The organism is Pseudomonas sp. TE3552 (assembly GCF_056278945.1).
Window position 1 is genome coordinate 3350373 of sequence record NZ_JBWBQJ010000001.1, and the last position, 23010, is coordinate 3373382.

The 23010-nt window shown below is 59.8% G+C and carries 16 protein-coding genes and 1 pseudogene; 9 read left to right on the forward strand and 8 right to left on the reverse strand.

Annotated features, from left to right (window positions below; all coding sequences use genetic code 11):
- Positions 1-179: 179 nt before the first annotated feature.
- From prpF to ACZ9BB_RS14925, 5 genes are all read right to left on the reverse strand, one after another.
- Positions 180-1382, reverse strand: coding sequence for a 2-methylaconitate cis-trans isomerase PrpF (gene prpF, locus ACZ9BB_RS14905; RefSeq protein WP_476214424.1), 1203 nt, complete (start codon positions 1380-1382; stop codon positions 180-182).
- A 52-nt stretch (positions 1383-1434) separates the two neighbouring features.
- A complete protein-coding gene (gene acnD / locus ACZ9BB_RS14910) occupies positions 1435-4029 on the reverse strand; it encodes a Fe/S-dependent 2-methylisocitrate dehydratase AcnD (protein ID WP_476214425.1) in 2595 nt (864 codons plus the stop codon).
- 197 nt (positions 4030-4226) lie between these two features.
- Positions 4227-5354 (reverse strand): bifunctional 2-methylcitrate synthase/citrate synthase, encoded by a 1128-nt coding sequence (prpC, locus tag ACZ9BB_RS14915; protein WP_476214426.1) that lies wholly within the window; start codon positions 5352-5354, stop codon positions 4227-4229.
- A gap of 55 nt (positions 5355-5409) precedes the next feature.
- On the reverse strand, positions 5410-6300 hold the full coding sequence (gene prpB / locus ACZ9BB_RS14920) for a methylisocitrate lyase (RefSeq protein ID WP_007902093.1): 891 nt from the start codon (positions 6298-6300) through the stop codon (positions 5410-5412).
- Positions 6297-7019 carry a GntR family transcriptional regulator gene (locus ACZ9BB_RS14925; protein WP_007902102.1) on the reverse strand — a complete coding sequence of 241 codons (723 nt, stop codon included), beginning with the start codon at positions 7017-7019 and terminating at the stop codon, positions 6297-6299. The genes prpB and ACZ9BB_RS14925 overlap by 4 nt, the downstream gene beginning before the upstream one ends.
- Before the next feature lie 298 nt (positions 7020-7317).
- On the opposite strand from ACZ9BB_RS14925, the gene rloA reads away from it, so the two are divergent.
- The 4 genes from rloA (at position 7318) to pabB (ending at position 11972) form a co-directional block, all read left to right on the forward strand.
- Positions 7318-7854, forward strand: a complete 537-nt coding sequence (gene rloA / locus ACZ9BB_RS14930; RefSeq protein ID WP_019579744.1) for a retropepsin-like aspartic peptidase RloA — start codon at positions 7318-7320, stop codon at positions 7852-7854.
- 5 nt (positions 7855-7859) lie between these two features.
- Entirely contained in the window at positions 7860-9395 is a 1536-nt protein-coding gene (gene rloB, locus ACZ9BB_RS14935) for an osmotic stress tolerance membrane protein RloB (RefSeq protein WP_476214427.1), read from the forward strand.
- On the forward strand, positions 9395-10381 hold the full coding sequence (locus ACZ9BB_RS14940) for an alpha-L-glutamate ligase-like protein (RefSeq protein ID WP_476214428.1): 987 nt from the start codon (positions 9395-9397) through the stop codon (positions 10379-10381). The genes rloB and ACZ9BB_RS14940 overlap by 1 nt, the downstream gene beginning before the upstream one ends.
- A 253-nt stretch (positions 10382-10634) precedes the next feature.
- Positions 10635-11972 carry an aminodeoxychorismate synthase component I gene (gene pabB / locus ACZ9BB_RS14945; protein WP_476214429.1) on the forward strand — a complete coding sequence of 446 codons (1338 nt, stop codon included), beginning with the start codon at positions 10635-10637 and terminating at the stop codon, positions 11970-11972.
- 140 nt (positions 11973-12112) lie between these two features.
- Here the strand turns inward: pabB and thrH are convergent, their stop codons facing one another.
- Positions 12113-12730 (reverse strand): bifunctional phosphoserine phosphatase/homoserine phosphotransferase ThrH, encoded by a 618-nt coding sequence (gene thrH / locus ACZ9BB_RS14950; protein WP_320391264.1) that lies wholly within the window; start codon positions 12728-12730, stop codon positions 12113-12115.
- A 171-nt stretch (positions 12731-12901) separates the two neighbouring features.
- Here thrH and ACZ9BB_RS14955 point away from each other — a divergent pair, with 171 nt between their 5' ends.
- The gene (locus ACZ9BB_RS14955; protein WP_008074131.1) at positions 12902-13642 is read left to right on the forward strand and encodes a phosphoadenylyl-sulfate reductase; all 741 of its coding nucleotides are present in this window, start codon (positions 12902-12904) and stop codon (positions 13640-13642) included.
- A gap of 497 nt (positions 13643-14139) precedes the next feature.
- Positions 14140-14868, forward strand: a complete 729-nt coding sequence (locus tag ACZ9BB_RS14960) for an aspartate/glutamate racemase family protein (RefSeq protein ID WP_476214430.1) — start codon at positions 14140-14142, stop codon at positions 14866-14868.
- Between the two features lie 35 nt (positions 14869-14903).
- Here the strand turns inward: ACZ9BB_RS14960 and ACZ9BB_RS14965 are convergent, their stop codons facing one another.
- On the reverse strand, positions 14904-15827 hold the full coding sequence (locus ACZ9BB_RS14965) for a LysR family transcriptional regulator (RefSeq protein WP_476214431.1): 924 nt from the start codon (positions 15825-15827) through the stop codon (positions 14904-14906).
- Between the two features lie 124 nt (positions 15828-15951).
- Here ACZ9BB_RS14965 and ACZ9BB_RS14970 point away from each other — a divergent pair, with 124 nt between their 5' ends.
- Complete coding sequence (locus tag ACZ9BB_RS14970) at positions 15952-16698, forward strand: 3-oxoacyl-ACP reductase family protein (protein WP_476214432.1); 747 nt, start codon at positions 15952-15954, stop codon at positions 16696-16698.
- Between the two features lie 72 nt (positions 16699-16770).
- Here ACZ9BB_RS14970 and ACZ9BB_RS14975 read toward each other — a convergent pair whose 3' ends face one another.
- Complete coding sequence (locus ACZ9BB_RS14975) at positions 16771-17466, reverse strand: HAD-IA family hydrolase (protein ID WP_476214433.1); 696 nt, start codon at positions 17464-17466, stop codon at positions 16771-16773.
- 262 nt (positions 17467-17728) lie between these two features.
- Between ACZ9BB_RS14975 and ACZ9BB_RS14980 the strand changes: the two are divergent.
- Positions 17729-22607, forward strand: a pseudogene (locus ACZ9BB_RS14980) (RHS repeat-associated core domain-containing protein).
- Positions 22604-22999: a PH domain-containing protein gene (locus ACZ9BB_RS14985; protein ID WP_476214434.1), complete on the forward strand. Its 396-nt coding sequence runs from the start codon at positions 22604-22606 to the stop codon at positions 22997-22999. The pseudogene ACZ9BB_RS14980 and the gene ACZ9BB_RS14985 overlap by 4 nt, the downstream one beginning before the upstream one ends.
- Positions 23000-23010 lie beyond the last annotated feature (11 nt).

Consider the following 23010-nt stretch of genomic DNA (forward strand, 5'->3'; position numbering starts at 1 on the left):
GGACCTCGGTTCAGGGTAGTCGCAGTCGGTACAACACTCTCATTTTGTAAATGCAATCAACTGTGGAAGCGAGCCTGCTCGCGATGGCGGTGTGACCGGCAACATAGATGTTGAATGTTATGGCCTCATCGCGAGCAGGCTCGCTCCCACAGGGTTTTGTGTCGGATTTCAGATTAGCGTCAAAACGAGTCACCCGGCACTCGCACAAACCCTTCCATCAGCACCCGCGCACTGCGGCTCATGATGGCCTTGCTCACGGTCCATTCACCGTTGACCTGGCTCGCCTCGGCACCCACGCGCAACGTGCCGGAGGGATGGCCGAAGCGCACCGCGTTGCGCTCGATGCCGCCCGCCGCTTGGTTGACCAAAGTGCCGGAGATCGCCGCCGCCGTGCCAATGGCCACCGCTGCCGTGCCCATCATCGCGTGGTGCAGTTTGCCCATGGACAGCGCGCGCACCAGCAGGTCGACGTCGGTTGCCGCAATCGCCTTGCCGCTGGAGGCAATGTAATCCGCCGGCTTGGCGACGAACGCCACCTTCGGCGTGTGCTGGCGCTTGGCGGCTTCGTCCAGGTGCTGAATCAGCCCCATGCGCAGCGCGCCGTGAGCGCGGATGGTCTCGAACATCGCCAAAGCCTTCAGGTCGCCGTTGATCGCGCCCTGCAGCTCGGTGCCGGTGTAGCCGATGTCTTCGGCGTTGATGAAAATCGTTGGGATACCGGCGTTGATCAGGGTTGCCTTGAGCGTTCCGACGCCGGGCACTTCAAGGTCATCCACCAGATTGCCGGTGGGGAACATCGAACCACCGCCCCCCTCTTCTTCCGCCGCCGGGTCCATGAATTCGAGCTGCACTTCGGCTGCCGGAAAGGTCACGCCATCGAGTTCGAAATCGCCGGTTTCCTGGACCTCGCCATTGGTGATCGGCACATGGGCGATGATGGTCTTGCCGATGTTGGCCTGCCACACGCGCACCACCGCTACACCGTTGTGCGGAATACGGCTAGCGTCCACCAGGCCATTGGCGATGGCGAACGAACCGACCGCCGCCGACAGGTTGCCGCAGTTGCCGCTCCAGTCGACGAAAGGCTTGTCGATGGAGACCTGACCGAACAGGTAATCGACGTCGTGATCGGCCTTGATGCTTTTCGACAGGATCACGGTTTTGCTGGTACTGGACGTCGCGCCGCCCATGCCGTCGATTTGCTTCTCGTACGGATCGGGGCTGCCGATCACTCGCAGCAACAACGCGTCACGAGCCGGCCCTGGAATTTGTGCCGCTTCGGGCAAATCCTTGAGGCTGAAGAACACGCCTTTGCTGGTGCCGCCGCGCATGTAGGTAGCAGGAATCTTGATCTGCGGTGCAATTTGAGATGTGTGAGCCATATTGATCCTGTATGGCCAGCGCGGGGCTTAAAACCCCGCGCGGCTCGTCGTGTTAAACGGCAACCGCCGATTCTTCGAGGAAGTCCTGAGCGAAACGCTGCAACACGCCGCCGGCCTCGTAGATCGACACTTCTTCAGCGGTGTCGAGGCGGCAGGTCACCGGCACTTCGACGCGCTCGCCGTTCTTGCGATTGATCACCAGCGTCAGCGTCGCACGCGGGGTGCGGTCGCCGATCACGTCGTAGGTTTCGCTGCCGTCGATGGCCAGCGTGTGGCGGTTGGTGCCCGGCTGGAACTCCAGCGGCAGCACGCCCATGCCCACCAGGTTGGTGCGGTGGATGCGCTCGAAACCTTCGGCGGCAATCGCTTCCACACCCGCCAGACGCACGCCTTTGGCCGCCCAGTCCCGGGATGAACCCTGGCCATAGTCGGCGCCGGCGATGATGATCAGCGGCTGCTTGCGCTCCATGTAGGTTTCGATGGCTTCCCACATCCGCATCACTTTGCCTTCCGGCTCGACGCGAGCCAGGGAGCCCTGCTTGACCTTGCCGTTTTCCTGGACCATTTCGTTGAACAGTTTCGGGTTGGCGAAGGTTGCGCGCTGCGCGGTCAGATGGTCGCCCCTGTGAGTCGCGTAGGAGTTGAAGTCTTCCTCCGGCAGGCCCATTTTCGCCAGGTATTCACCGGCGGCGCTGTCGAGCATGATCGCGTTGGAAGGCGACAGGTGATCGGTGGTGATGTTGTCCGGCAGCACCGCCAGCGGGCGCATGCCCTTGAGCGGACGCGCACCGGCCAGCGCGCCTTCCCAGTACGGCGGACGGCGGATGTAGGTGCTCATCTCGCGCCAGTCATACAGTGGCGTGACCTTGGGACCGGTGTCTTCGTGGATGGCGAACATCGGAATGTACACCTGGCGGAACTGCTCCGGTTTCACCGAGGCCTTGACCACCGCGTCGATTTCTTCGTCGCTCGGCCAGATGTCTTTCAGGCGGATTTCCTTACCGTCGACGACGCCCAGTACATCTTTCTCGATGTCGAAACGGATGGTGCCGGCGATGGCATAAGCCACCACCAATGGCGGCGAGGCGAGGAACGCCTGTTTGGCGTACGGGTGAATCCGCCCGTCAAAGTTACGGTTACCGGAGAGTACGGCCGTGGCGTACAGATCGCGGTCGATGATTTCCTGTTGGATCACCGGGTCCAGCGCACCGGACATGCCGTTGCACGTGGTGCAGGCGAAGGCCACGACGCCGAAGCCCAGTTGCTCCAGCTCGTTGGTCAGGCCGGCTTCATCCAGATACAGCGCCACGGTTTTCGAACCGGGTGCCAAGGACGACTTGACCCACGGCTTGCGGGTCAGCCCGAGCTTGTTGGCGTTGCGCGCCAGCAGGCCGGCGGCGATGACGTTGCGCGGGTTACTGGTGTTGGTGCAACTGGTGATGGCAGCGATGATCACCGCGCCGTCCGGCATCTGACCGGGCACGTCGTCCCACTGGCCGGATATGCCTTGGGCGGCGAGATCGGAGGTGGCGACACGGGCGTGCGGGTTGCTCGGGCCAGCCATGTTGCGCACCACCGAGGACAGGTCAAAACTCAGCCCACGCTCGTATTGCGCGCCTTTCAGGCTGTCGGCCCAGAGGCCCGTAGTCTTGGCATATTGCTCTACAAGCTGCACTTGCTCGTCTTCACGACCGGTGAGTTTCAGGTAGTCGATGGTCTGCTGGTCGATGTAGAACATCGCCGCAGTGGCGCCGTATTCCGGGGCCATGTTGGAAATGGTCGCACGGTCGCCCAATGTCAGCGCCGAAGCGCCTTCACCGAAGAACTCCAGCCAGGCACCCACGACTTTTTGCTTGCGCAGGTATTCGGTCAGCGCCAGCACCATATCGGTGGCGGTGATGCCCGGTTGCAGCTTGCCGGTGAGTTCGACGCCGACGCTTTCCGGCAGGCGCATCCACGATGCGCGGCCGAGCATCACGCTTTCCGCTTCCAGACCGCCAACACCGATGGCAATCACGCCCAGCGCATCGACGTGCGGGGTGTGACTGTCGGTGCCGACGCAGGTATCAGGGAAAGCCACGCCGTCGCGCACCTGGATCACCGGAGACATTTTCTCCAGGTTGATCTGGTGCATGATCCCGTTGCCCGGCGGGATCACGTCGACGTTCTTGAAGGCCTTTTTGGTCCAGTTGATGAAGTGGAAACGGTCTTCATTGCGACGATCTTCAATGGCGCGGTTCTTCTCGAATGCCTCGGGATCGAAACCACCACGTTCAACGGCCAGCGAGTGATCGACGATCAGTTGCGTCGGTACCACCGGGTTCACTTGCGCCGGATCGCCGCCTTGCAGGGCGATAGCGTCGCGCAGGCCAGCGAGGTCCACCAGCGCGGTCTGACCGAGGATGTCGTGGCACACCACGCGGGCCGGGAACCACGGGAAGTCGAGGTCGCGTTTGCGCTCGATCAGTTGTTTCAGGGAATCGGTGAGCGTGGCCGGGTCGCAGCGACGCACAAGGTTTTCCGCCAGCACGCGGGAGGTGTACGGCAGGGTGTCGTAGGCGCCGGGCGCAATGGCATCGACCGCCGCACGGACGTCGAAATAATCCAGAGGGCTGCCGGGCAGCGGTTTGCGGAATTCAGTGTTCATCGTCAGGACTCGGTCACGGTGATTACGAAGGGTGGGCGCCTGGCACCGGGCTGAACCCCGCCCCCTGTAGGAGCGAAGCTTGCTCGCGAAGACGGACCGACATTCAACATTGATGTCGCCTGTTACACCGCTTTCGCGAGCAAGCTTCGCTCCTACAGAGGTCGGGATTCAGTAACCAGTACCGGCGCCCTCCCCGGTCAGCGTTGTTCGATTGGCACGAACTTGCGCTGTTCGACGCCGACGTATTCGGCGCTCGGGCGGATGATGCGGTTGTTGGCGCGTTGTTCGAACACATGCGCCGCCCAGCCGGTCAGGCGCGAGCAGACGAAAATCGGTGTGAACAACTTGGTCGGGATGCCCATGAAGTGGTACGTCGACGCGTGATAGAAGTCGGCGTTCGGGAACAGTTTCTTCTGTTCCCACATGGTCTTGTCGATGGCTTCGGACACCGGGAACAACACCGTGTCGCCCACTTCGTCAGCGAGTTTCTTCGACCAGCCCTTGATCACCTCATTACGCGGATCGTTGTCCTTATAGATCGCGTGGCCGAAGCCCATGATTTTGTCCTTGCGCTCGAGCATGCCGAGGGTGCCTTTGATCGCCTCTTCCGGCGACGAAAAGCGCTCGATCATTTCCATCGCCGCTTCGTTGGCGCCGCCGTGCAGCGGGCCGCGCAGGGAACCGATGGCGGCGGTGATGCAGGAATACAGGTCCGACAGGGTCGAGGCGCATACCCGGGCGGTGAAGGTCGAGGCGTTGAACTCGTGTTCCGCGTAGAGGATCAGCGAAACGTTCATCACCTTGACGTGCAATTCGCTCGGCTTCTTGTCGTGCAACAGGTGCAGGAAATGGCCGCCGATGCAGGCTTCGTCGGTCACGCAGTTGATGCGTTTGCCGTCGTGGCTGAAGCGATACCAGTAGCACATGATCGCCGGGAACGCGGCCAGCAGGCGGTCGGTTTTGTCGTGCTGCTCGGAGAAATCCTGCTCCGGTTCGATGTTGCCCAGAAACGAGCAACCGGTGCGCATCACGTCCATCGGATGGGTGTCGGCGGGGATGCGTTCCAGCACTTCCTTGAGCGCTTGCGGCAGGTCGCGCAGCTTGCTGAGTTTCTGGGTGTAGGCAGCGAGTTGCGCCTTGGTCGGCAGCTCGCCGTACAGCAGCAGGTAAGCCACTTCTTCGAATTGTGCGTCAGCTGCCAGTTCGCGAACGTCGTAGCCGCGATAGGTCAGGCCGGCGCCCGACTGGCCCACGGTGGACAATGCGGTTTGCCCGGCCACCTGGCCACGGAGCCCGGCGCCACTGAGTACTTTTGCTTCGGCCATTGCTGTCTCCAGTTTTTGAATTTGTTAGGGAATCGGCAAGTTGTGGGAGTCGCGATTACTTCTTCGCCGCAAACAACGCATCGAGCTTCTGCTCGAAGGTGTGGTAGTCGATGCGATCGTAAAGCTCCATGCGCGTCTGCATGGTGTCGATCACGTTCTGTTGCGTGCCGTCGCGGCGGATCGCGGTGTAGACGTTTTCCGCGGCCTTGTTCATGGCGCGGAACGCCGACAGTGGGTACAGCACCAACGACACGTCGGCGGCAGCGAGTTGCTCGGTGGTGTACAGCGGCGTCGCGCCGAATTCGGTGATGTTGGCCAGGATCGGCGCTTTCACGCGGCTGGCGAACAATTTGTACATCTCAAGTTCGGTGATGGCTTCCGGGAACACCATGTCGGCGCCGGCCTCGATGCACGCGGCGGCACGATCCAGGGCAGACTCCAGACCTTCCACCGCCAAGGCGTCGGTGCGGGCCATGATCACGAAGCTGTCGTCGGTGCGGGCATCGACCGCGGCCTTGATGCGATCGACCATTTCCTGCTGCGAGACGATCTCTTTATTAGGACGGTGACCGCAACGCTTGGCGCCCACCTGGTCTTCGATGTGAATCGCCGCCGCGCCGAACTTGATCATCGACTTGACGGTACGAGCGACGTTGAACGCCGAGGAACCGAAACCGGTGTCCACGTCCACCAACAACGGCAGGTCGCAGACGTCAGTGATGCGGCGCACATCGGTCAGCACGTCGTCCAGGCCGGTGATGCCCAGGTCCGGCACGCCGAGGGAGCCGGCAGCCACCCCGCCACCCGACAGGTAAATAGCCTTGAAACCGGCGCGCTTGGCCAGAAGCGCGTGGTTGGCGTTGATCGTGCCGACCACTTGCAGCGGATGCTCGCTGGCGACCGCATCGCGGAAACGCTGGCCTGGAGTGCTCTTGTTGGAACTCATGACTCACCTCGTTCAGTGGCTGTCGGGTTAGCGCCGTCCTGGTAGTGACGGGCGATATTGCGTTTGGAGGCGCCGATGTGACGGCGCATCAACAACTCGGCCAATTCACCGTCACGGTCGGCGATGGCGTCGAGAATGCGGTGGTGCTCGGCAAACGCCTGGCGTGGCCGATTGGGCGTGGTGGAAAACTGGATGCGGTACATGCGCACCAGTTGATAGAGCTCGCCGCAAAGCATCTGGGTCAGGGTGCGGTTGCCGCTGCCCTGGATGATCCGGTAATGAAAGTCGAAATCGCCTTCCTGCTGGTAGTAGCCGACGCCTGCCTGAAACGCCGCATCGCGCTCATGGGTTTCGAGCACCCGACGCAGTTCGTCGATTTCTTCGACCGTCATGCGTTCAGCCGCCAGACGGCACGCCATGCCTTCCAGGGATTCACGAATTTCGTAGAGTTCCAGCAGCTCGGCGTGGCTCAGTGACACCACCCGCGCCCCGACGTGCGGCACGCGAACCAGCAGGCGCTGGCCTTCCAGGCGGTGGATCGCCTCGCGTAGCGGCCCGCGGCTGATGCCGTAGGTGCGCGCCAGCTCCGGCTCGGAGATCTTGCTGCCCGGGGCAATCTCGCCTTTGACGATGGCCGCCTGAATGCGTCGGAAGACGTTCTCGGAAAGTGTTTCCGAGTCGTCCTGAACCGTAACCGGGGGATCGAGTTGATCCAGCATATTGTCGACACCTTGAAAAGCAATGCCGCAAAAACTAACGAATATGACCAGTTACGTCAAAGGTTAATTAGAGATTGTCGACAATCGTCTAATAACCGCATGCACCATAACGAAGCAGCACCTCAGGGTTATAGCCGTCGGCCAACGCTGGCGCCATAAAGCCACCGTGCTAGAATGCCGCCCGCATTTGCTTGTCATCTGCATTGCCTGTCACAAAAAGCTGACAGGCATACGAGGGAGCTTGTGCAGCAATGCCAGGGCCTTGAATTGAAGAACGGACCGCTGCGCATCAGGATTTATGAGACTCAAGCTCTTCACCACATTTCTTTGTCTTCTTGGCCTGTCAGGTTTTGCCGCGGCAGGGGAAAAGACTGTGTACGGCCTCAATGAGTACGCTTCGCTGGACGGCATCAATCTGGAAGTCGCCGCCAAACTCGACACCGGGGCGAAAACCGCCTCGCTGAGCGCCCGCGACATCAAACGTTTCAAACGCAATGGCGAATCCTGGGTGCGTTTCTATCTGGCCATCGACGCCGCGCATTCGCACCCGATCGAACGACCACTGGCCCGTGTCAGCAAGATCAAGCGCCGGGCCGGTGACTACGACCCGGAAGAAGGCAAGAAGTACACCGCCCGTCCGGTCATCGAGCTGGATATCTGCATGGGTTCGGCTTTACGCAGTATCGAAGTGAACTTGACCGACCGCAGTGCCTTCCAATACCCGCTCTTGATCGGCTCCGAGGCGCTCAAGCGCTTCGATGCGCTGGTTGACCCCAGTCTTAAATACGCTGCTGGCAAACCTGCCTGCGCCACCGACGCACATACCGCAGAGTAATTCCAATGCGCTCTCTTACCCTCCATCTGAAATTGCTGATCGCCATCCTGGTGGTGCTGGGCATTTCAGTTACGGCCTATCAGATTTTCGTGCTCGGTATTCCGGTGACCGAAGACGCCACCGACGACTTGTGGAACATCGACGCCAAGGTCGAGTTCGTCGCCAACGCCAAGGACCCGATCAAGATCCAGATGTTCGTGCCGCCGCTGAGCCGTGACTACGTGAGCCTCAACGAGAGCTTCATTTCCAATAATTACGGCGTGGCGGTGAACCGTGTCGACGGCAACCGCAAGGTCACCTGGTCGGCGCGTCGGGCCAAGGGCAATCAGACCCTTTATTACCGGCTGGTGCTGACCAAGCGCTACAGTGGCGAAAAATCCAAGGTCAAAGGCCCGACCTTCCGCGACAGCATCGCCGTCGAAGGCCCGGAAAAAGTCGCCGCCGAAGCCCTGCTCGCACCGATCCGCCAACACTCGGCCGACGTCGAAACCTTCATCGGCGAAGCCATCAAGCGCGTCAACAACCTCAACGACGACAACGTAAAACTGCTGCTGGCCGGCGATCCGTCCACTGTGAACAAAGCCAAAATCGTCGAACTTGTACTGTCCATTGCCCACGTGCCGGTGGAAAAGGTCCACACCATTCGCCTGGTGGCCGATCAGCCACAAATGCCTGAACTCTGGTTGCGTAGCTTCAACGGCACCGACTGGCTGTACTTCAACCCGGAAACCGGCGAACAGGGCCTGCCCACCGACCGCTTGCTGTGGTGGACGGGCGATGAAAACCTGATCTCCGTCGATGGCGGCAAGAAAGCCAACGTCACCTTCAGCCTGAACAACAGCGAAATGAACGCCATTCGCCTGGCCAAGCTGACCGACGAGAACTCCGACGCCAATTTCCTCGACTACTCGCTGTATGGCCTGCCGCTGGAAACCCAGCAGACCTTCATGATCATGGTAATGATCCCGATCGGTGTGCTGGTGATCCTGATCCTGCGCAACCTGATCGGCATTCAGACACTCGGCACCTTTACCCCGGTGTTGATTGCCCTCGCCTTCCGGGAAACCCAGCTCGGCTTCGGCATCGTGCTGTTTACCATCATTACAGCGTTGGGGCTGTCGCTACGTTCCTACCTTGAACATCTGAAACTGCAAATGCTGCCGAGGCTGTCGGTGGTGCTGACCTTCGTCGTGGTGCTGATCGCGGCCATCAGCCTGTTCAGCCACAAACTCGGCCTGGAGCGCGGGTTGTCGGTGGCGCTGTTCCCGATGGTGATTCTGACCATGACCATCGAACGCCTGTCGATCACCTGGGAAGAGCGCGGTGGCGGCCATGCGATGAAAGTGGCGATCGGCACGCTGTTCGCCGCCTCCCTGGCGCACCTGATCATGAGCGTGCCGGAGCTGGTGTACTTCGTGTTCACCTTCCCGGCGGTCCTGCTGATCCTGGTGGGCTTCATGCTGGCCATGGGTCGTTATCGCGGCTACCGCCTGACCGAACTGGTGCGTTTCAAGGCTTTCCTGAAGGAGGCTGACGCCTGATGTTCGGTCTCTGGAAGACCTGGAAAGCCCTGGAGGCCCGGGGCATCATGGGGATCAATCGGCGTAACGCCGACTACGTGCTCAAGTACAACAAGCGCAGCCTGTACCCGATTGTCGATGACAAGATCATCACCAAAGAGCGCGCCATTGCCGCCGGTATCCACGTGCCGGAGCTGTACGGCGTGATCTCCACCGAGAAGGAAATCGACAACCTCGAGGAGATCATCGGCGGACGCACCGACTTCGTGATCAAACCGGCCCAGGGCGCCGGCGGCGACGGCATCATTGTGGTTGCCGACCGGTTCGAGGGGCGCTATCGCACAGTGTCCGGCAAGATCATCGAGCATGAGGAACTCGAGCACCATATCTCGAGCATCCTCACCGGCCTGTATTCCCTGGGCGGGCACCGTGACCGCGCGCTGATCGAATACCGCGTAACCCCGGACCAGATCTTCAAAAGCATCAGCTATGAAGGCGTGCCGGACATTCGCATCATCGTGCTGATGGGCTATCCGGTGATGGCCATGTTGCGTCTGCCGACCCGCCAGTCCGGCGGCAAGGCCAACCTGCACCAGGGCGCTATCGGCGTCGGCGTGGACCTGGCCACCGGCCTGACCTTGCGCGGCACCTGGCTGAACAACATCATCAACAAACACCCGGACACCACCAACGCGGTGGACGGCGTGCAACTGCCCTACTGGGACGGCTTCATGAAACTCGCCGCCGGCTGTTATGAGCTGTGCGGGCTGGGTTACATCGGTGTCGACATGGTGCTCGACCAGGAGAAAGGGCCGTTGATTCTTGAGCTGAACGCCCGGCCAGGCTTGAACATTCAGATCGCCAACGATTGCGGGTTGACGTTGCGTACCCATGCGGTCGAGGCGCGACTGGAAGAATTGAAAGCACGGGGGATAACCGAAACGGTGCAGGAGCGTGTGGAATTCGTTCAGGAATTGTTTGGGCATATTCCAGCGGTTGAGGGCTGACCCGTGGCATCTTTGTGGCGAGGGAGCTTGCTCCCGCTTGGCTGCGCAGCAGTCATAAACCGGTCCCCTCGGTTTTTCTGAAAATCGAGGGATTGAGTTTGGGCCTGCTGCGCAGTCCGACGGGAGCAAGCTCCCTCGCCACAGGCAAGCCTCCCTCGTCACGGATGTATCTCTTGCCGACATCCCCTCTAGGAGCAAATCCTGCAGAGGACTACAATCGCTCCCCCGCCTCGATGGCTGATCTGCCCCGCCCATGTTGACCTGTTCCGTACACCCGTTGCCCTATCGCGCCAACCCCGCCGAGTACTTCGCGGCGATTCGTCATGCCCCCGGTGCGGTGCTGCTCGACAGCGGCCGGCCGAGCGCCGAGCGCGGGCGCTTTGACCTGCTCAGCGCCTGGCCGCTGGAGCAATTGGCCGTGCTGCCGGATGAAAGCGGCAATCATTTCCTGCAACGCCTTCGCGATAACCTGATACGACTCGGTGAAGCGGCTGTTCCTTTTGACCTGCCCTTCGCCGGCGGCCTGATTGGCTACTTGAGCTACGACTTCGGCCGGCATCTGGAAAACCTGCCAAGCCAGGCCCAGGACGATCTGCAACTGCCCGACGCACGTTTCGGTTTGTACGACTGGGCACTGATCAGCGATCACCACCGGGCCACCAGTCAATTGATGTTCCACCCGACGCTGGTCGACAGCGAGCGACAGCGGCTGATCCAACTGTTCACTCAACCTGCGGCCGGGCAGATCGCGCCGTTCAAACTGGACGGCCCGATGAACGCCGACCTGAGCGCCGACGATTATCGGCAGGCTTTCGAACGTATTCAGCATTACATCCAGGCCGGCGACTGCTATCAAGTCAACTTCGCCCAGCGCTTTCGCGCGCAATGCCAAGGCGATCCGTGGGCCGCGTACTGCGCGCTGCGGGCGGCGTGCCCAACACCGTTTTCCGGCTTCCAGAGCCTGCCCGACGGCGGCGCGGTGCTGAGCCTGTCGCCGGAGCGCTTCGTCAAAGTCAGCGAGCGCCACGTCGAAACCCGTCCGATCAAAGGCACCCGCCCCCGCGGCCAGACAGCTGCCGAAGATGCCGCGAACGCCGCCGAACTGCTGGCCAGCCCCAAGGACCGCGCGGAAAACCTGATGATCGTCGACTTGCTGCGCAACGACCTCGGCCGTACCTGCCGCATCGGTTCGGTCCGGGTGCCGGAATTGTTCAGCCTGGAAAGCTATCCGAACGTGCATCACTTGGTGAGCAGCGTTACCGGTGAATTGGCGGATGACAAGGATGCACTGGATTTGATCGCCGGCAGCTTCCCCGGCGGCTCGATTACCGGCGCGCCAAAGATTCGCGCCATGCAGATCATCGATGAGCTGGAACCGACTCGTCGTGGGTTGTACTGCGGTTCGTTGCTGTATCTGGACGTGCGCGGGGAGATGGACAGTTCCATCGCTATCCGCAGCTTGCTGGTCAAGGATGGGCAGGTGTGCTGCTGGGGTGGCGGCGGCATCGTCGCCGACTCGGACTGGCAGGCCGAGTATCAGGAATCGATTACCAAGGTGAAGGTGTTGCTCGATACCCTGCAAAACCTCTGATATCGCACTTCTGTGGCGAGGGGGCTTGCCCCCTCTGGGGTGCGAAGCGCCCCCAAACCAGACACCGCATATCGTCAGATATAACGTATGCGACTGCTGCGCAGCCGAGCGGGAGCAAGCTCCCTCGCCACAGATCGGGTTTACAGGCTCAGATTGCGGTTCGACGCCTTGATGAACTCCTGCTTCAACTCGGCAAAGCTGTGCACTGCCGGAAACTGCGGAAACTCGCGAATCACATTGTCCGGTGCATGGAACAGGATGCCTGCATCGGCCTCGCCCAGCATCGTGGTGTCGTTGTAGGAATCGCCCGCCGCGATCACCCGGTAATAGAGGCTCTTGAACGCCAACACCGACTGACGCTTGGGATCTTTCTGACGCAACTGATAGCCAGTGACCCGACCGGCATCGTCGGTAATCAAGCGATGGCAAAGCAAGGTCGGGAAGCCCAGTTGGCGCATCAGTGGCTGGGAGAATTCGTAAAAGGTATCCGACAGAATCACCACCTGAAAGCGCTCGCGCAGCCAGTCGACGAACTCGATGGCGCCTTCCAGGGGCTTGAGCGTGGCGATCACTTCCTGGATGTCGGAAAGCTTCAGACCGTGCTCGTCGAGAATCCGCAGGCGCTGCTTCATCAGCACGTCGTAGTCGGGAATGTCCCGAGTGGTGGCCCTGAGGGAGTCGATCCCGGTTTTTTCGGCAAAGGCGATCCAGATTTCCGGGACCAGCACACCTTCAAGATCCAGACAGGCAATTTCCACAAGACACTCCCATTGGTATTGTTTATGAGCCGAGCGAGCAAAAGGCCTGCCGAACTCTAGCGACTCGCCCTCCTCTGTGCAACGCAGAGGGCGCCCCAGCCGCCGCAGGATTTTGTTACCATCGACGCATATAGAGCGCCCAGCGCCACCGACCTGTAGGAAGCCGCCCTGATGAGCCCATCGTTCGATGTCGTGGAACTCGCCACGACCTATGCCAACAAATCCGCCCAGGACATCCTGAAACTCGCATTTGCCGAGTTCGGCGATGACCTGTGGATATCTTTCAGCGGCGCCGAGGACGTGGTGCTGGTGGACATGGCCTGGAAGCTGAACAAGAACGTCAAAGTGTTCAGCCTCGATACCGGCCGCTTGCACCCCGAGACCTATCGCTTCATCGAACAGGTGCGCGAGCACTACAAGATCGACATCGAAGTCGTGTCGCCGGACTACACCAAACTCGAACCGTTCGTGAAGGAAAAAGGCCTGTTCAGTTTCTACAAGGACGGCCATGGCGAGTGCTGCGGCATTCGCAAGATCGAACCGTTGCGTCGCAAACTGTCTGGCGTGACCGCTTGGGCCACCGGCCAGCGTCGGGACCAAAGCCCGGGCACCCGCAGTGCGGTTGCAGTGCTGGAAATCGATACCGCGTTTTCCACCCCGGAACGCACCCTGTACAAATTCAACCCGCTGGCACAGATGACCAGCGAAGAGATCTGGGGTTACATCCGCATGCTGGAGCTGCCGTACAACAGCCTGCATGAACGCGGGTTCATTAGTATTGGTTGCGAGCCTTGCACCCGTCCGGTGCTGCCGAACCAGCATGAGCGTGAAGGTCGTTGGTGGTGGGAAGAAGCCACGCAGAAAGAGTGCGGGCTGCATGCCGGGAACATCATCAGCAAGTCCAAAGCTTAAAAGATCGCAGCCTGCGGCAGCTCCTGTAGGCGCTGGCGAAGCCTGCGATCCTTTGACTTTCAATAAATGTGTACACAGACATGTCACCATAAGTGCCATATCTGTGTGCACTTTTAGTTTCAGCGCCCCAAAAAGTTACATCTCTCCGTCCTGATTTCCTCAGTCGACCACTCCCACAAAACCCCGCCAAAAAATAAATACCTGTTCAATCGGTCAATTTATATCGTCTTTTTTTCAACTACTTATCTTCAATCAATAACAAAACGAAATTAACGTTAAATTTTATAGACCACCGAATGGCACAGATCTGGCTTAAGTTAACACATGCTTTGTATACAACAAATACAAAAACATACACACACTTTAGATCCGCAAGCCTGAAGCCTTACTACGCCGATGTCAGCGGCGAAGCCATCGCAGTCGATAACGTCAGCCATTAATCCCCTGACGGCCCGGTGACATCGGGCCGCAAAACCACCTCGCTAAAAGGACCTCCCATGCGAATTCTCGTGGTCAACGTCAACACCACCGAATCCATTACCCAGGCCATCGCCCGTCAAGCGCAGTCCGTGGCCGCGCCCGGCACGGAAATCATCGGCCTGACCCCGCATTTCGGCGCCGACTCCATTGAAGGCAATTTCGAAAGCTACCTGGCCGCAATTGCGGTGATGGATCGGGTCATGTCCTACGATCAGCCCTTCGATGCGGTGATCCAGGCCGGCTATGGCGAGCACGGCCGCGAAGGTTTGCAGGAGCTGCTCAACGTGCCGGTGGTGGACATCACCGATGCCGGCGCCAGCACCGCGATGTTCCTTGGCCATGCCTACTCGGTAGTCACCACGCTGGACCGCACCGTGCCGCTGATTGAGGATCGCCTCAAACTGTCCGGGCTCTGGGACCGTTGCGCGTCGGTGCGGGCCAGCGGGCTGGCGGTGCTGGAACTGGAGTCCGATCCGGAGCGTGCGCTGGAGGCGATTGTGCGGCAGGCGGAACTGGCGGTCATCGAGGACAAGGCCGAGGTGATTTGCCTGGGCTGTGGCGGCATGGCCGGGCTGGATGAACAGATTCGTCAGCGCACTGGCGTACCAGTGGTGGATGGCGTGACGGCGGCGGTGACCATTGCCGAATCGCTGGTGCGGTTGGGGTTGTCGACGTCCAAGGTGCGGACGTATGCGACGCCTCGGCCGAAGAGCATTATTGGCTGGCCTGGAAGGTTTGGGCGGTAGAACCGCGACGGCCGCACCTCGGTCCCAGGCCAGGTTTATAGAGCACTAAACCGCTGCCCCAACCCCTGCTCGGCAAACTGCTCAATGATGAAATCGACAAACGCCCGGGTCTTGCCCGGCAGCAGTTTGTGCTCGGCGTAATAGATCGAGATGTTGCCGTCGTCGACGTACCAGTCGGGCAACACTCGCTGCAAGGTCCCGGCGTCCAGATAGCCCACGGCGAATGGCATGCTCACCAATGCAATGCCCAACCCCTGGGCCGCCGTAGCGCAAGCAGCTTCCGAATCGCTCATGGTCATCCGCGCCTTGAGCGTCAATGGGTTGTGTTGCCGGTTGCGACTGGTCAACTGCCAAGAACGCACGCGCCCCGTCTGCGGCGACCGTATCAGGATGCCATCGTGGTTCTGGAGGTCGTCGGGCTCGATGATCGCCTCGTACCCCGCCAGGTATTCGGCCGAAGCCACCAACACTCGATGGGCGGGCGTCAGCTTGCGTGCCACCACGCCCTGAGGCAGTTCGAATCCGCCACCAATCGCCGCATCGAACCCCTGGCCGATCAGGTCGACCTGACGGTTGTCGAAATGCCAGTCCGGGTTGATCGCCGGAAAGCGCCGCAAAAACTCTCCGAGCAACGGCACGATGTACAAGCGCCCGAACACCGTGCCCATGCTGACCTTCAGCGTTCCCGCCGGGCGTCCTTCGGCGCTGGACAGGTTGGCCACGGCATTCTGGATGGTGTGCAGGCTGGCGCTGACTTCGCCGAGAAACAACTGGCCGGCCTCGGTCAGCGTCAGGCTACGCGTGCTGCGCTGGAACAACCGCACACCGAGTCGCGCCTCCAGCTTGGCGACACTCTTGCCCACCGCCGCCGGTGTCAGGCTCAAGCGCCGCGCGGCTTCGGCGAAGCTGCCGACCTCGGCGCTGCGCACGAAGCATTCGATACTGCTGAAGGTTTCCATAAGCGCCACTATAAACTTCTGGTTTACACAGACTATAGCAATGACGGTCTACCCGCAGGGTCATGCGAAGCCGATACTCGACTCCGACAACAAGGCAGCCCGCCTTGAACTTCTGGAGATCGACATGACCACTCAACACCTCAGCGGTAAAGTAGCTCTGATTCAAGGCGGTTCACGCGGCATCGGTGCTGCCATCGTCAAACGCCTGGCCGCAGAAGGCGCAGCCGTCGCCTTCACCTATGTCAGCTCTACCGCCAAAGCCGAAGACCTGCAAAACAGCATCATCTCCGCCGGCGGCAAAGCCCTGGCCATCAAGGCCGACAGCGCCGATGCCGTCGCCATTCGCAATGCCGTCAACGCGACCGTCGAAGCCTTCGGTCGCCTGGACATCCTGGTCAACAACGCAGGCGTTCTGGCCATCGCACCGCTGGAGGACTTTAAACTCGAAGACTTCGACCAGACTCTGGCCATCAACGTACGCAGCGTGTTCATCGCCACCCAGGAAGCGGCCAAACATATGACCGAAGGCGGTCGCATCATCAACATCGGCAGCACCAATGCCGAACGCATGCCTTTCGCCGGTGGTGGCCCGTACGCCATGAGCAAATCGGCGCTGGTCGGCCTGACCAAAGGCCTGGCTCGCGACCTCGGCCCCCGGGGTATCACCATCAACAACGTGCAACCGGGCCCGGTCGACACCGATATGAACCCGGCCGACAGTGACTTCGCCGAAAGCCTGATCCCGCTGATGGCCGTGGGCCGTTACGGCAAAGTGGAAGAAATCGCCAGCTTCGTCGCCTACCTCGTCGGTCCCGAAGCCGGCTACATCACCGGTGCCAGCCTGACCATCGACGGTGGTTTCGGCGCCTGATACACAGTCGATCCAAACAAAGACGCCGGCAACAAATTGCCGGCGTTTTTTTGTGCCCGGGACTATCGGGGGTCAAGCCCACTCGAGCGCCGGCAAGCCACACGCGCTGGGCCTGAACGCCTTAAGCGTACGAAGAATGCCATCGGCGTGTGCGTACTTTTCGTCGGCCATCGCCGCATCCGGAATCGCAATCGCCGTCATCCCCGCCGCTTTCGCCGCCGTGACGCCGAACGGCGAATCCTCGAACACCAGGCAATCCTGGGGCGCGACACCCAGGCGCCGTGCCGCCGTCAGAAAAATATCCGGTGCCGGTTTAGCCGCCCCCACTTCCGGGTCGTCAGCGGTGACGATGAAGTCGAACAGCGCGAACCACTCACGGTGCAAGGTGGTTTTCTCGCCGAACGATTGACGCGATGAACTGGTGCCCACCGCGATAGGAATGTTATTGGCCTTCAAGTGCCGAACCAGTTCTTCTGCACCGGGCATCGCCAGCGCTGTCGGAAAACGCTCGCGCATCAAGGGTTCGCGAATCACCAGAAACTCTTCGGCCGTGATCGGCAAGTCCAGTGCCTGGACCACATAGCGCGCCAGATCACCCGCGCCACGGCCGATGATGTTCTGTTTGACGCTCCAGTCGAAAGTCCGGCCGTAACGCTCGGCAATGATGGACGTGACCTCGGTGTAAATGCCCTCGGTGTCCAGCAGCAAGCCGTCCATATCGAAAATCACGGCCTTGATCGGGCCGAACTCATCCAAGGGTGCATTCATCGCATCTGATCCGTTTTCTCATGCCATCCCGAAAGCGGCTCAGACACCGCCGGTCCGTGATGGATTAAAGGGTTCAGCAGCATAGCGAGCGCAGTTGGCAGAGAGCAACGGGCAATGCCTGGCCGGTACAAAAACCTGTGTCGAGGTGCCCGCGATGATTTAGCGATTTTCCCTACACCAAACACCTCCTTTCCCGACTTCTTTCCTCGTTGATCCCGCGCAAAGTCTCGCGTTCCAAATTGATCAGCGCGAGGGACTGCGAATGTTCGAACCCGACAAGGTCCTGGCCTTGAACAACGCCATCGGCTTGCTGGTGGTCGCCGCCATGAACCCCGAACAGCCGAATGTCGAAGCGTTGCTCGCTGATTTTCGACTCTGCCTCAATAACTACGAGGCCTGGGCGGAAAATTTCTGGACCGCTGGGGCACTGAATGTCGAGCAGGTGTTCAAGGTCGGCAACGACGTCCGGCTCAGCGCGCCGAAGGACTCCACCGCTCCTGTCAGTTCGACACTCGCCACGTGCCCTGCCAGTGGTCCGTTGACCCTGGTTCATATGTTTGAAGCCGCGCGTTTCGTACCGATCGGTGATACGCCGGTGACGCTCGAACCGGTTATCTCACAGCGTAATGGCGAACTGACGTTCGGCGAGCCCGTCCACAAAACCATTCGGTCCCAGCGGCATCCTCGAAATCCCCGAATGCTGGCGCGGCCAGCGCTATCGCATTACCTTCTTTCCCGATGTTTCCACTGAACACGTCAAAGCGCTCTACGCCTCCTATCAAGGTGTGATCGGCGAGCTGGAAGGCTGGTTGCACCATGAATGGACGAGCGAATTCCAGCCGTTATGGGCAGGGTTTTCCGAGGCAGAGTTCACCCGGCGCTACGGCATGCTGCAACAGGCCGACTGGCGCGGCTTCGAGCGTTCGCTGCAGGGTTTGTGGGATGACGTGAAGCAGGTCTACGCCCTGCTGGCAGACCTGCAAGGCAACAGCGAAAAACTCCTTGAATACCTGACCCAGGGCGAACTTGAGACGCTGCTGAATGCATCGGCTGAAGCCATCGCCAATGTGTTGCTGATGTTGAGCGATGAGCCGTTGATGTTCATCCATCTCGCGGCTTTCACCAGTTGGCTGAGGATGTTGCCGCCGCAGTACATCGCCGAAGTCGTGGCGCAAATTCGTACAGAACTATTGATCAGTTTCCTGCTGGTACGCCTCACAGGCCCTGCAGGCTTGAAGCTTGGCATCAGCGCCAAAGTACTGGACAAGATCGAGTCCCAGCGGGCTCGACAGTGGTTGGCGGCAGCCAGTTTGCGCCTGGCCGAACTGACGACCAGATCCGACCTGACAGCCCACGCTGGCACACTCAAACCGCTGGCGGTCAACGCGCGGAATGCATCGCTGAGACCTGCACCGACCGTTCCGTTACTGATCAGCACTGGCGATTCACCGGTTGTGCAGGTGAACAATCCGGTTGCCATCGCTCGTGACAAATCCGAAGCCATGACCCGGCTGGGCCGTCACGAACCTCACGACGATGCATCGAGTCAGGCGAAAAACTCCAACGGCGACAGCGCCGATTGCGCGGCGCTGACCTGTACCAACGGCTGCCCGGTGTCGATGGTCACCGGCGAAGAACTGCTGACCCTCACCGACGGTTCGCTGGATGGCCTATTGCCATTTGCCTTCACCCGGTTGTACCGCACCAGCGCGGTGGAGATCGATTGCGGGCTGGGCTGGGGCTGGAGTCATTCGCTGGCGCATCGATTGGAGCTGGACGATGAACAGGTCGTCTGGATCGACCACGAAAACCGTCGCACCACGTTTCCGCTGCCGAGCGTCGAGCGCCCGGCGATTCATAACAGCCTGTCGCGGGCGGCGATTTACCTCGGGAATGAACCAGAGGAGTTGATTCTCGCGTTGGCCGGCGAGGCGAGCCGGTTCTATCACTTTCGAGAGGGTCGCTTGACGGCGATCAGCGATGCCTACAACAACCGGCTTCACATCAGCCGTGACCGTCAGGATCGTATTCAACGCCTCGATAACGGTGCGGGTCGTTCGCTGCTGTTGCGCTACGAGCGCCGGCACCTCGTCGCCGTCGAATACCAGTCATTTCACCCCGGCGATACCCCGGATAAAGCCTGGCATACAGAGCAGACGCTGGTTTTCTATCGCTACGACGCCCGCCAACGTTTGATCGAAACGACCAACGCCGCCGGCGAAAGTGAGCGCTACGACTACGACGACCGGCACGTGATCCTGCAGTGGCAACTGGCCGGTGGCGCAAGTTACTTCTGGGAATGGGAAAGGTCTGGCAAGGCGGCGCGCTGCGTCCGGCATTGGGCGTCGTTCTCGCAGATGGATACGCGCTACGCCTGGGATGACCAGGGCAGCGTCACGGTCAGGAACATCGATGGCAGCGAAGAAGTTTACGTCCACGACGAGCGGGCGCGATTGGTGCGCCGGGTCGAACTGGATGGCGGCGAACAGCTCAAGGCTTACGACGACAACGGTCGGCTGATTGCCGAGCAGGATCCGTTGGGAGCCGTTACCGAATACCGTTATGACGAAGTCGGACGGTTGGTGACGCTGATTCCGCCGGAAGACGAGCCAACGTCCTACGAATACCGCAACGGTTTCCTGCATGCCCGCTATCGCGGCAAAGCGGTGTGGAAATACCAGCGCAATGCTCAGGGCGACGTCACCGAGGCCACTGATCCTGACGGCCAGGTCACCCATTACCACCACGATGCTCAAGGACGGCTGCTGTCGATCCGCTATCCGGACACCAGTCGGCATGTCTTCGTGCGGAACGGACTGGGGCAACTGCTCGAAGAAACATTGCCGAACGGTGGTCAGCGGCGCTTTTCCTACGACGTGCTGGGGCGGCAGCTGACCCGTCAGGATGAACACGGTGCGGTTACCCGATACCAGTGGGACCCGGCTGGCCGCCTGACTCAGACGACTTTCCCTACCGGCGCCAGCCGCGCCTTCAGCTACAACGCCTACGGCAAGATCACCGCCGAACGCGACGAACTGGGTCGCATCACGCGCTACGAGTATGCCGACGATCTGCACCTGGTCAGCCGCCGGATCAATCCCGACGGTACGCAATTGCGTTATCACTACGACAATGCGCAATTGCGCCTGACCGAGATCGAAAATGAATCCGGTGAAAAATATCAGCTGGACTACACACCCAACGGGCTGATCCGACAGGAAACCGGATTCGACGGCCGCCGCACGGCGTATGCCTACGACCTCAATGGCCATCTGCTGGAGAAAACCGAGTTCGGCGATGACGGCTCGCAACGGGTCACCGCTTATCAACGCGACTCAGCCGGGCGATTGCTGACCAAAACCTTGCCCGATGGCATCAAGGTCCAATACCGCTACGACCGCCTCGGCCGACTGATCAGCATCGACGATGGCCACGACCATCCGCTGGAATTCGAATACGACGCCCAGGATCGGCTGATCACCGAGCACCAGGGCTGGGGCACCTTGCGTTATCGCTACGACGCTTGCGGCCGACTCAACCGCCTGCGCCTGCCGGACAACAGCAAACTCGATTATCACCACGCCAAGGGCGGCGCCCTGACGGGTATCGACCTCAACGGCGCACGACTCACTAGCCACCAGTTTGCATTTGGCCGTGAACAGCAACGCCAACAAGGTCAGCTCACCAGCGAATATGCCTACGACGACCTGGGCCGGCTGAAAGTTCACGCTGTCAGCCAACAGCAACAAGCGCTGTACCGTCGCGACTATGTCTACGGCCTCAACGGCAATCTCGAGCATATTGCCGACACCCGCCATGGCCAGTGCAGCTACCAGTACGACGCGCTCGATCGACTGATCCGTGTGCGCCACTCTCGCGACCAGCCACCGGAAAGCTTCGCCCACGACCCGGCCGGCAATCTGCTGATGCAGGATCGTCCAGGCCCGAGCACCGTCAAAGGCAATCGCCTGTTGATGCAGGGCGACTGCCACTTTGACTACGACGCCTTCGGCAACCTGATCCGCGAACGCCGCGGCACCGCGCAAAAACTCATCACTGACTACCGCTATGACAGCCAGCATCGACTGATCGGTGTCACCCTGCCGGATGGTCGTTGCGTGAGTTATCGCTACGACGCCTTCGGCCGCCGCATCAGTAAAACCGTCGACGGCAAAACCACTGAATTCTTCTGGCAGGGCGACCACCTCGTCGCCGAACACAGCCAGGATCACCATCGCAGCTACGTCTACGAACCGGGCAGCTTCCGCCCACTGGCCATGCTCGACGGCAAAGGCCCGCGCCAGGCCTGCCCGTTCTACTACCAACTCGACCACCTCGGCACGCCGCAAGAACTCACCGACTACAGCGGCGACATCATCTGGGCCGCCCGATACACCGCCTATGGCCGCCTCACCCGCCTCCACCGCGACACCCACCAGGTCCTCGATCAGCCGCTACGCTTTCAAGGGCAGTACTTCGACGCGGAAACCGGCCTGCATTACAACCGGCATCGCTACTACAATCCGGATGTCGGGCGGTATCTGACGCCGGATCCGAGCAAGCTGGCGGGCGGGTTAAACGGCTATCAGTACACGCGCAATCCGGCGGGTTGGGTTGATCCACTGGGGTTGAGTGAGTGCCCTGGGGGGGATGGGTGTAAGAAGCCGTCGTTTGGGGATGAGGATCCGGCGGGTAAGGTTGGGGTTGATGAGGGGGAGCCAAAAACTCCCTCCCCTAAAAGAGAAGAGGATTACTTATATCGGGGGGACGAGCGAGAGCCTGATGATGTATTTCAAAATGGTTTTAAAAGCAAAGGAAAAAGCAATGATTTATTGCTCCACTCTATAGACAGTGAAAATCCACCCAGTAATTTTATCAGCACATCACCGTCGCGAGATGTTGGCAAGCTTTTCGCTACTGGATATCACACAAAAGTAGGTTACCTCTACACTCTTCAAAAAATAGATGGGTATGACTTACAAAAAGAGCTTGGACAAGCCTATCTTTTCGGACCAGAAAAAGAGATAGCCATAGCTAACCGTATAGAGAATGTCGACGTACTTGGCGCCACGCTAATCATAGATGACGGCCGAGAACTCGGCTACTCCATACCAAATCCGTACAGGATAATAAAAAAATGACATCAAAGGTCGAAATAACCATAAGCATTGACGGCACAAAGGAAGTCGCCAGCCTTATATGCGACAACAAAGAAATAACCATGACTTTCACAATGAAGAATGGCTTTAACAAAAAATATTCGGACAGTGACTTTTATAGATGCTTCGCACGTGTCAGAGAGGACAACCCCAACATACAATTTCTCTGCAAGGGATCAAAAGTCAACGTACATCCCTCCAGCATGTCATCACAAATGTCTCTTGGATTGAAAGCATATGAGTTGACATTGGGTAAAGCGCCGTCGCTCACCGATGTAGTCTATATTTTTGATTATGATGAGAACAACCTAACAAACGATCCAAATGAACAGCGATCTTTCTACAGATGCTGGATTGAATCAGAAAAAATCTAATCATCAAAAGC

Coding starts and splice junctions, on each gene's coding strand:
- ACZ9BB_RS14955 (WP_008074131.1), top strand. CDS start 12,902: ATGAGCCCATCGTTCGATGTCGTGGAACTCGCCACGACCTATGCCAAC.
- acnD (WP_476214425.1), bottom strand. CDS start 4,029: ATGAACACTGAATTCCGCAAACCGCTGCCCGGCAGCCCTCTGGATTAT.
- pabB (WP_476214429.1), top strand. CDS start 10,635: ATGTTGACCTGTTCCGTACACCCGTTGCCCTATCGCGCCAACCCCGCC.
- prpB (WP_007902093.1), bottom strand. CDS start 6,300: ATGAGTTCCAACAAGAGCACTCCAGGCCAGCGTTTCCGCGATGCGGTC.
- ACZ9BB_RS14965 (WP_476214431.1), bottom strand. CDS start 15,827: ATGGAAACCTTCAGCAGTATCGAATGCTTCGTGCGCAGCGCCGAGGTC.
- prpF (WP_476214424.1), bottom strand. CDS start 1,382: ATGGCTCACACATCTCAAATTGCACCGCAGATCAAGATTCCTGCTACC.
- ACZ9BB_RS14925 (WP_007902102.1), bottom strand. CDS start 7,019: ATGCTGGATCAACTCGATCCCCCGGTTACGGTTCAGGACGACTCGGAA.
- ACZ9BB_RS14985 (WP_476214434.1), top strand. CDS start 22,604: ATGACATCAAAGGTCGAAATAACCATAAGCATTGACGGCACAAAGGAA.
- rloB (WP_476214427.1), top strand. CDS start 7,860: ATGCGCTCTCTTACCCTCCATCTGAAATTGCTGATCGCCATCCTGGTG.
- rloA (WP_019579744.1), top strand. CDS start 7,318: ATGAGACTCAAGCTCTTCACCACATTTCTTTGTCTTCTTGGCCTGTCA.
- ACZ9BB_RS14940 (WP_476214428.1), top strand. CDS start 9,395: ATGTTCGGTCTCTGGAAGACCTGGAAAGCCCTGGAGGCCCGGGGCATC.
- ACZ9BB_RS14960 (WP_476214430.1), top strand. CDS start 14,140: ATGCGAATTCTCGTGGTCAACGTCAACACCACCGAATCCATTACCCAG.
- prpC (WP_476214426.1), bottom strand. CDS start 5,354: ATGGCCGAAGCAAAAGTACTCAGTGGCGCCGGGCTCCGTGGCCAGGTG.
- ACZ9BB_RS14970 (WP_476214432.1), top strand. CDS start 15,952: ATGACCACTCAACACCTCAGCGGTAAAGTAGCTCTGATTCAAGGCGGT.
- ACZ9BB_RS14975 (WP_476214433.1), bottom strand. CDS start 17,466: ATGAATGCACCCTTGGATGAGTTCGGCCCGATCAAGGCCGTGATTTTC.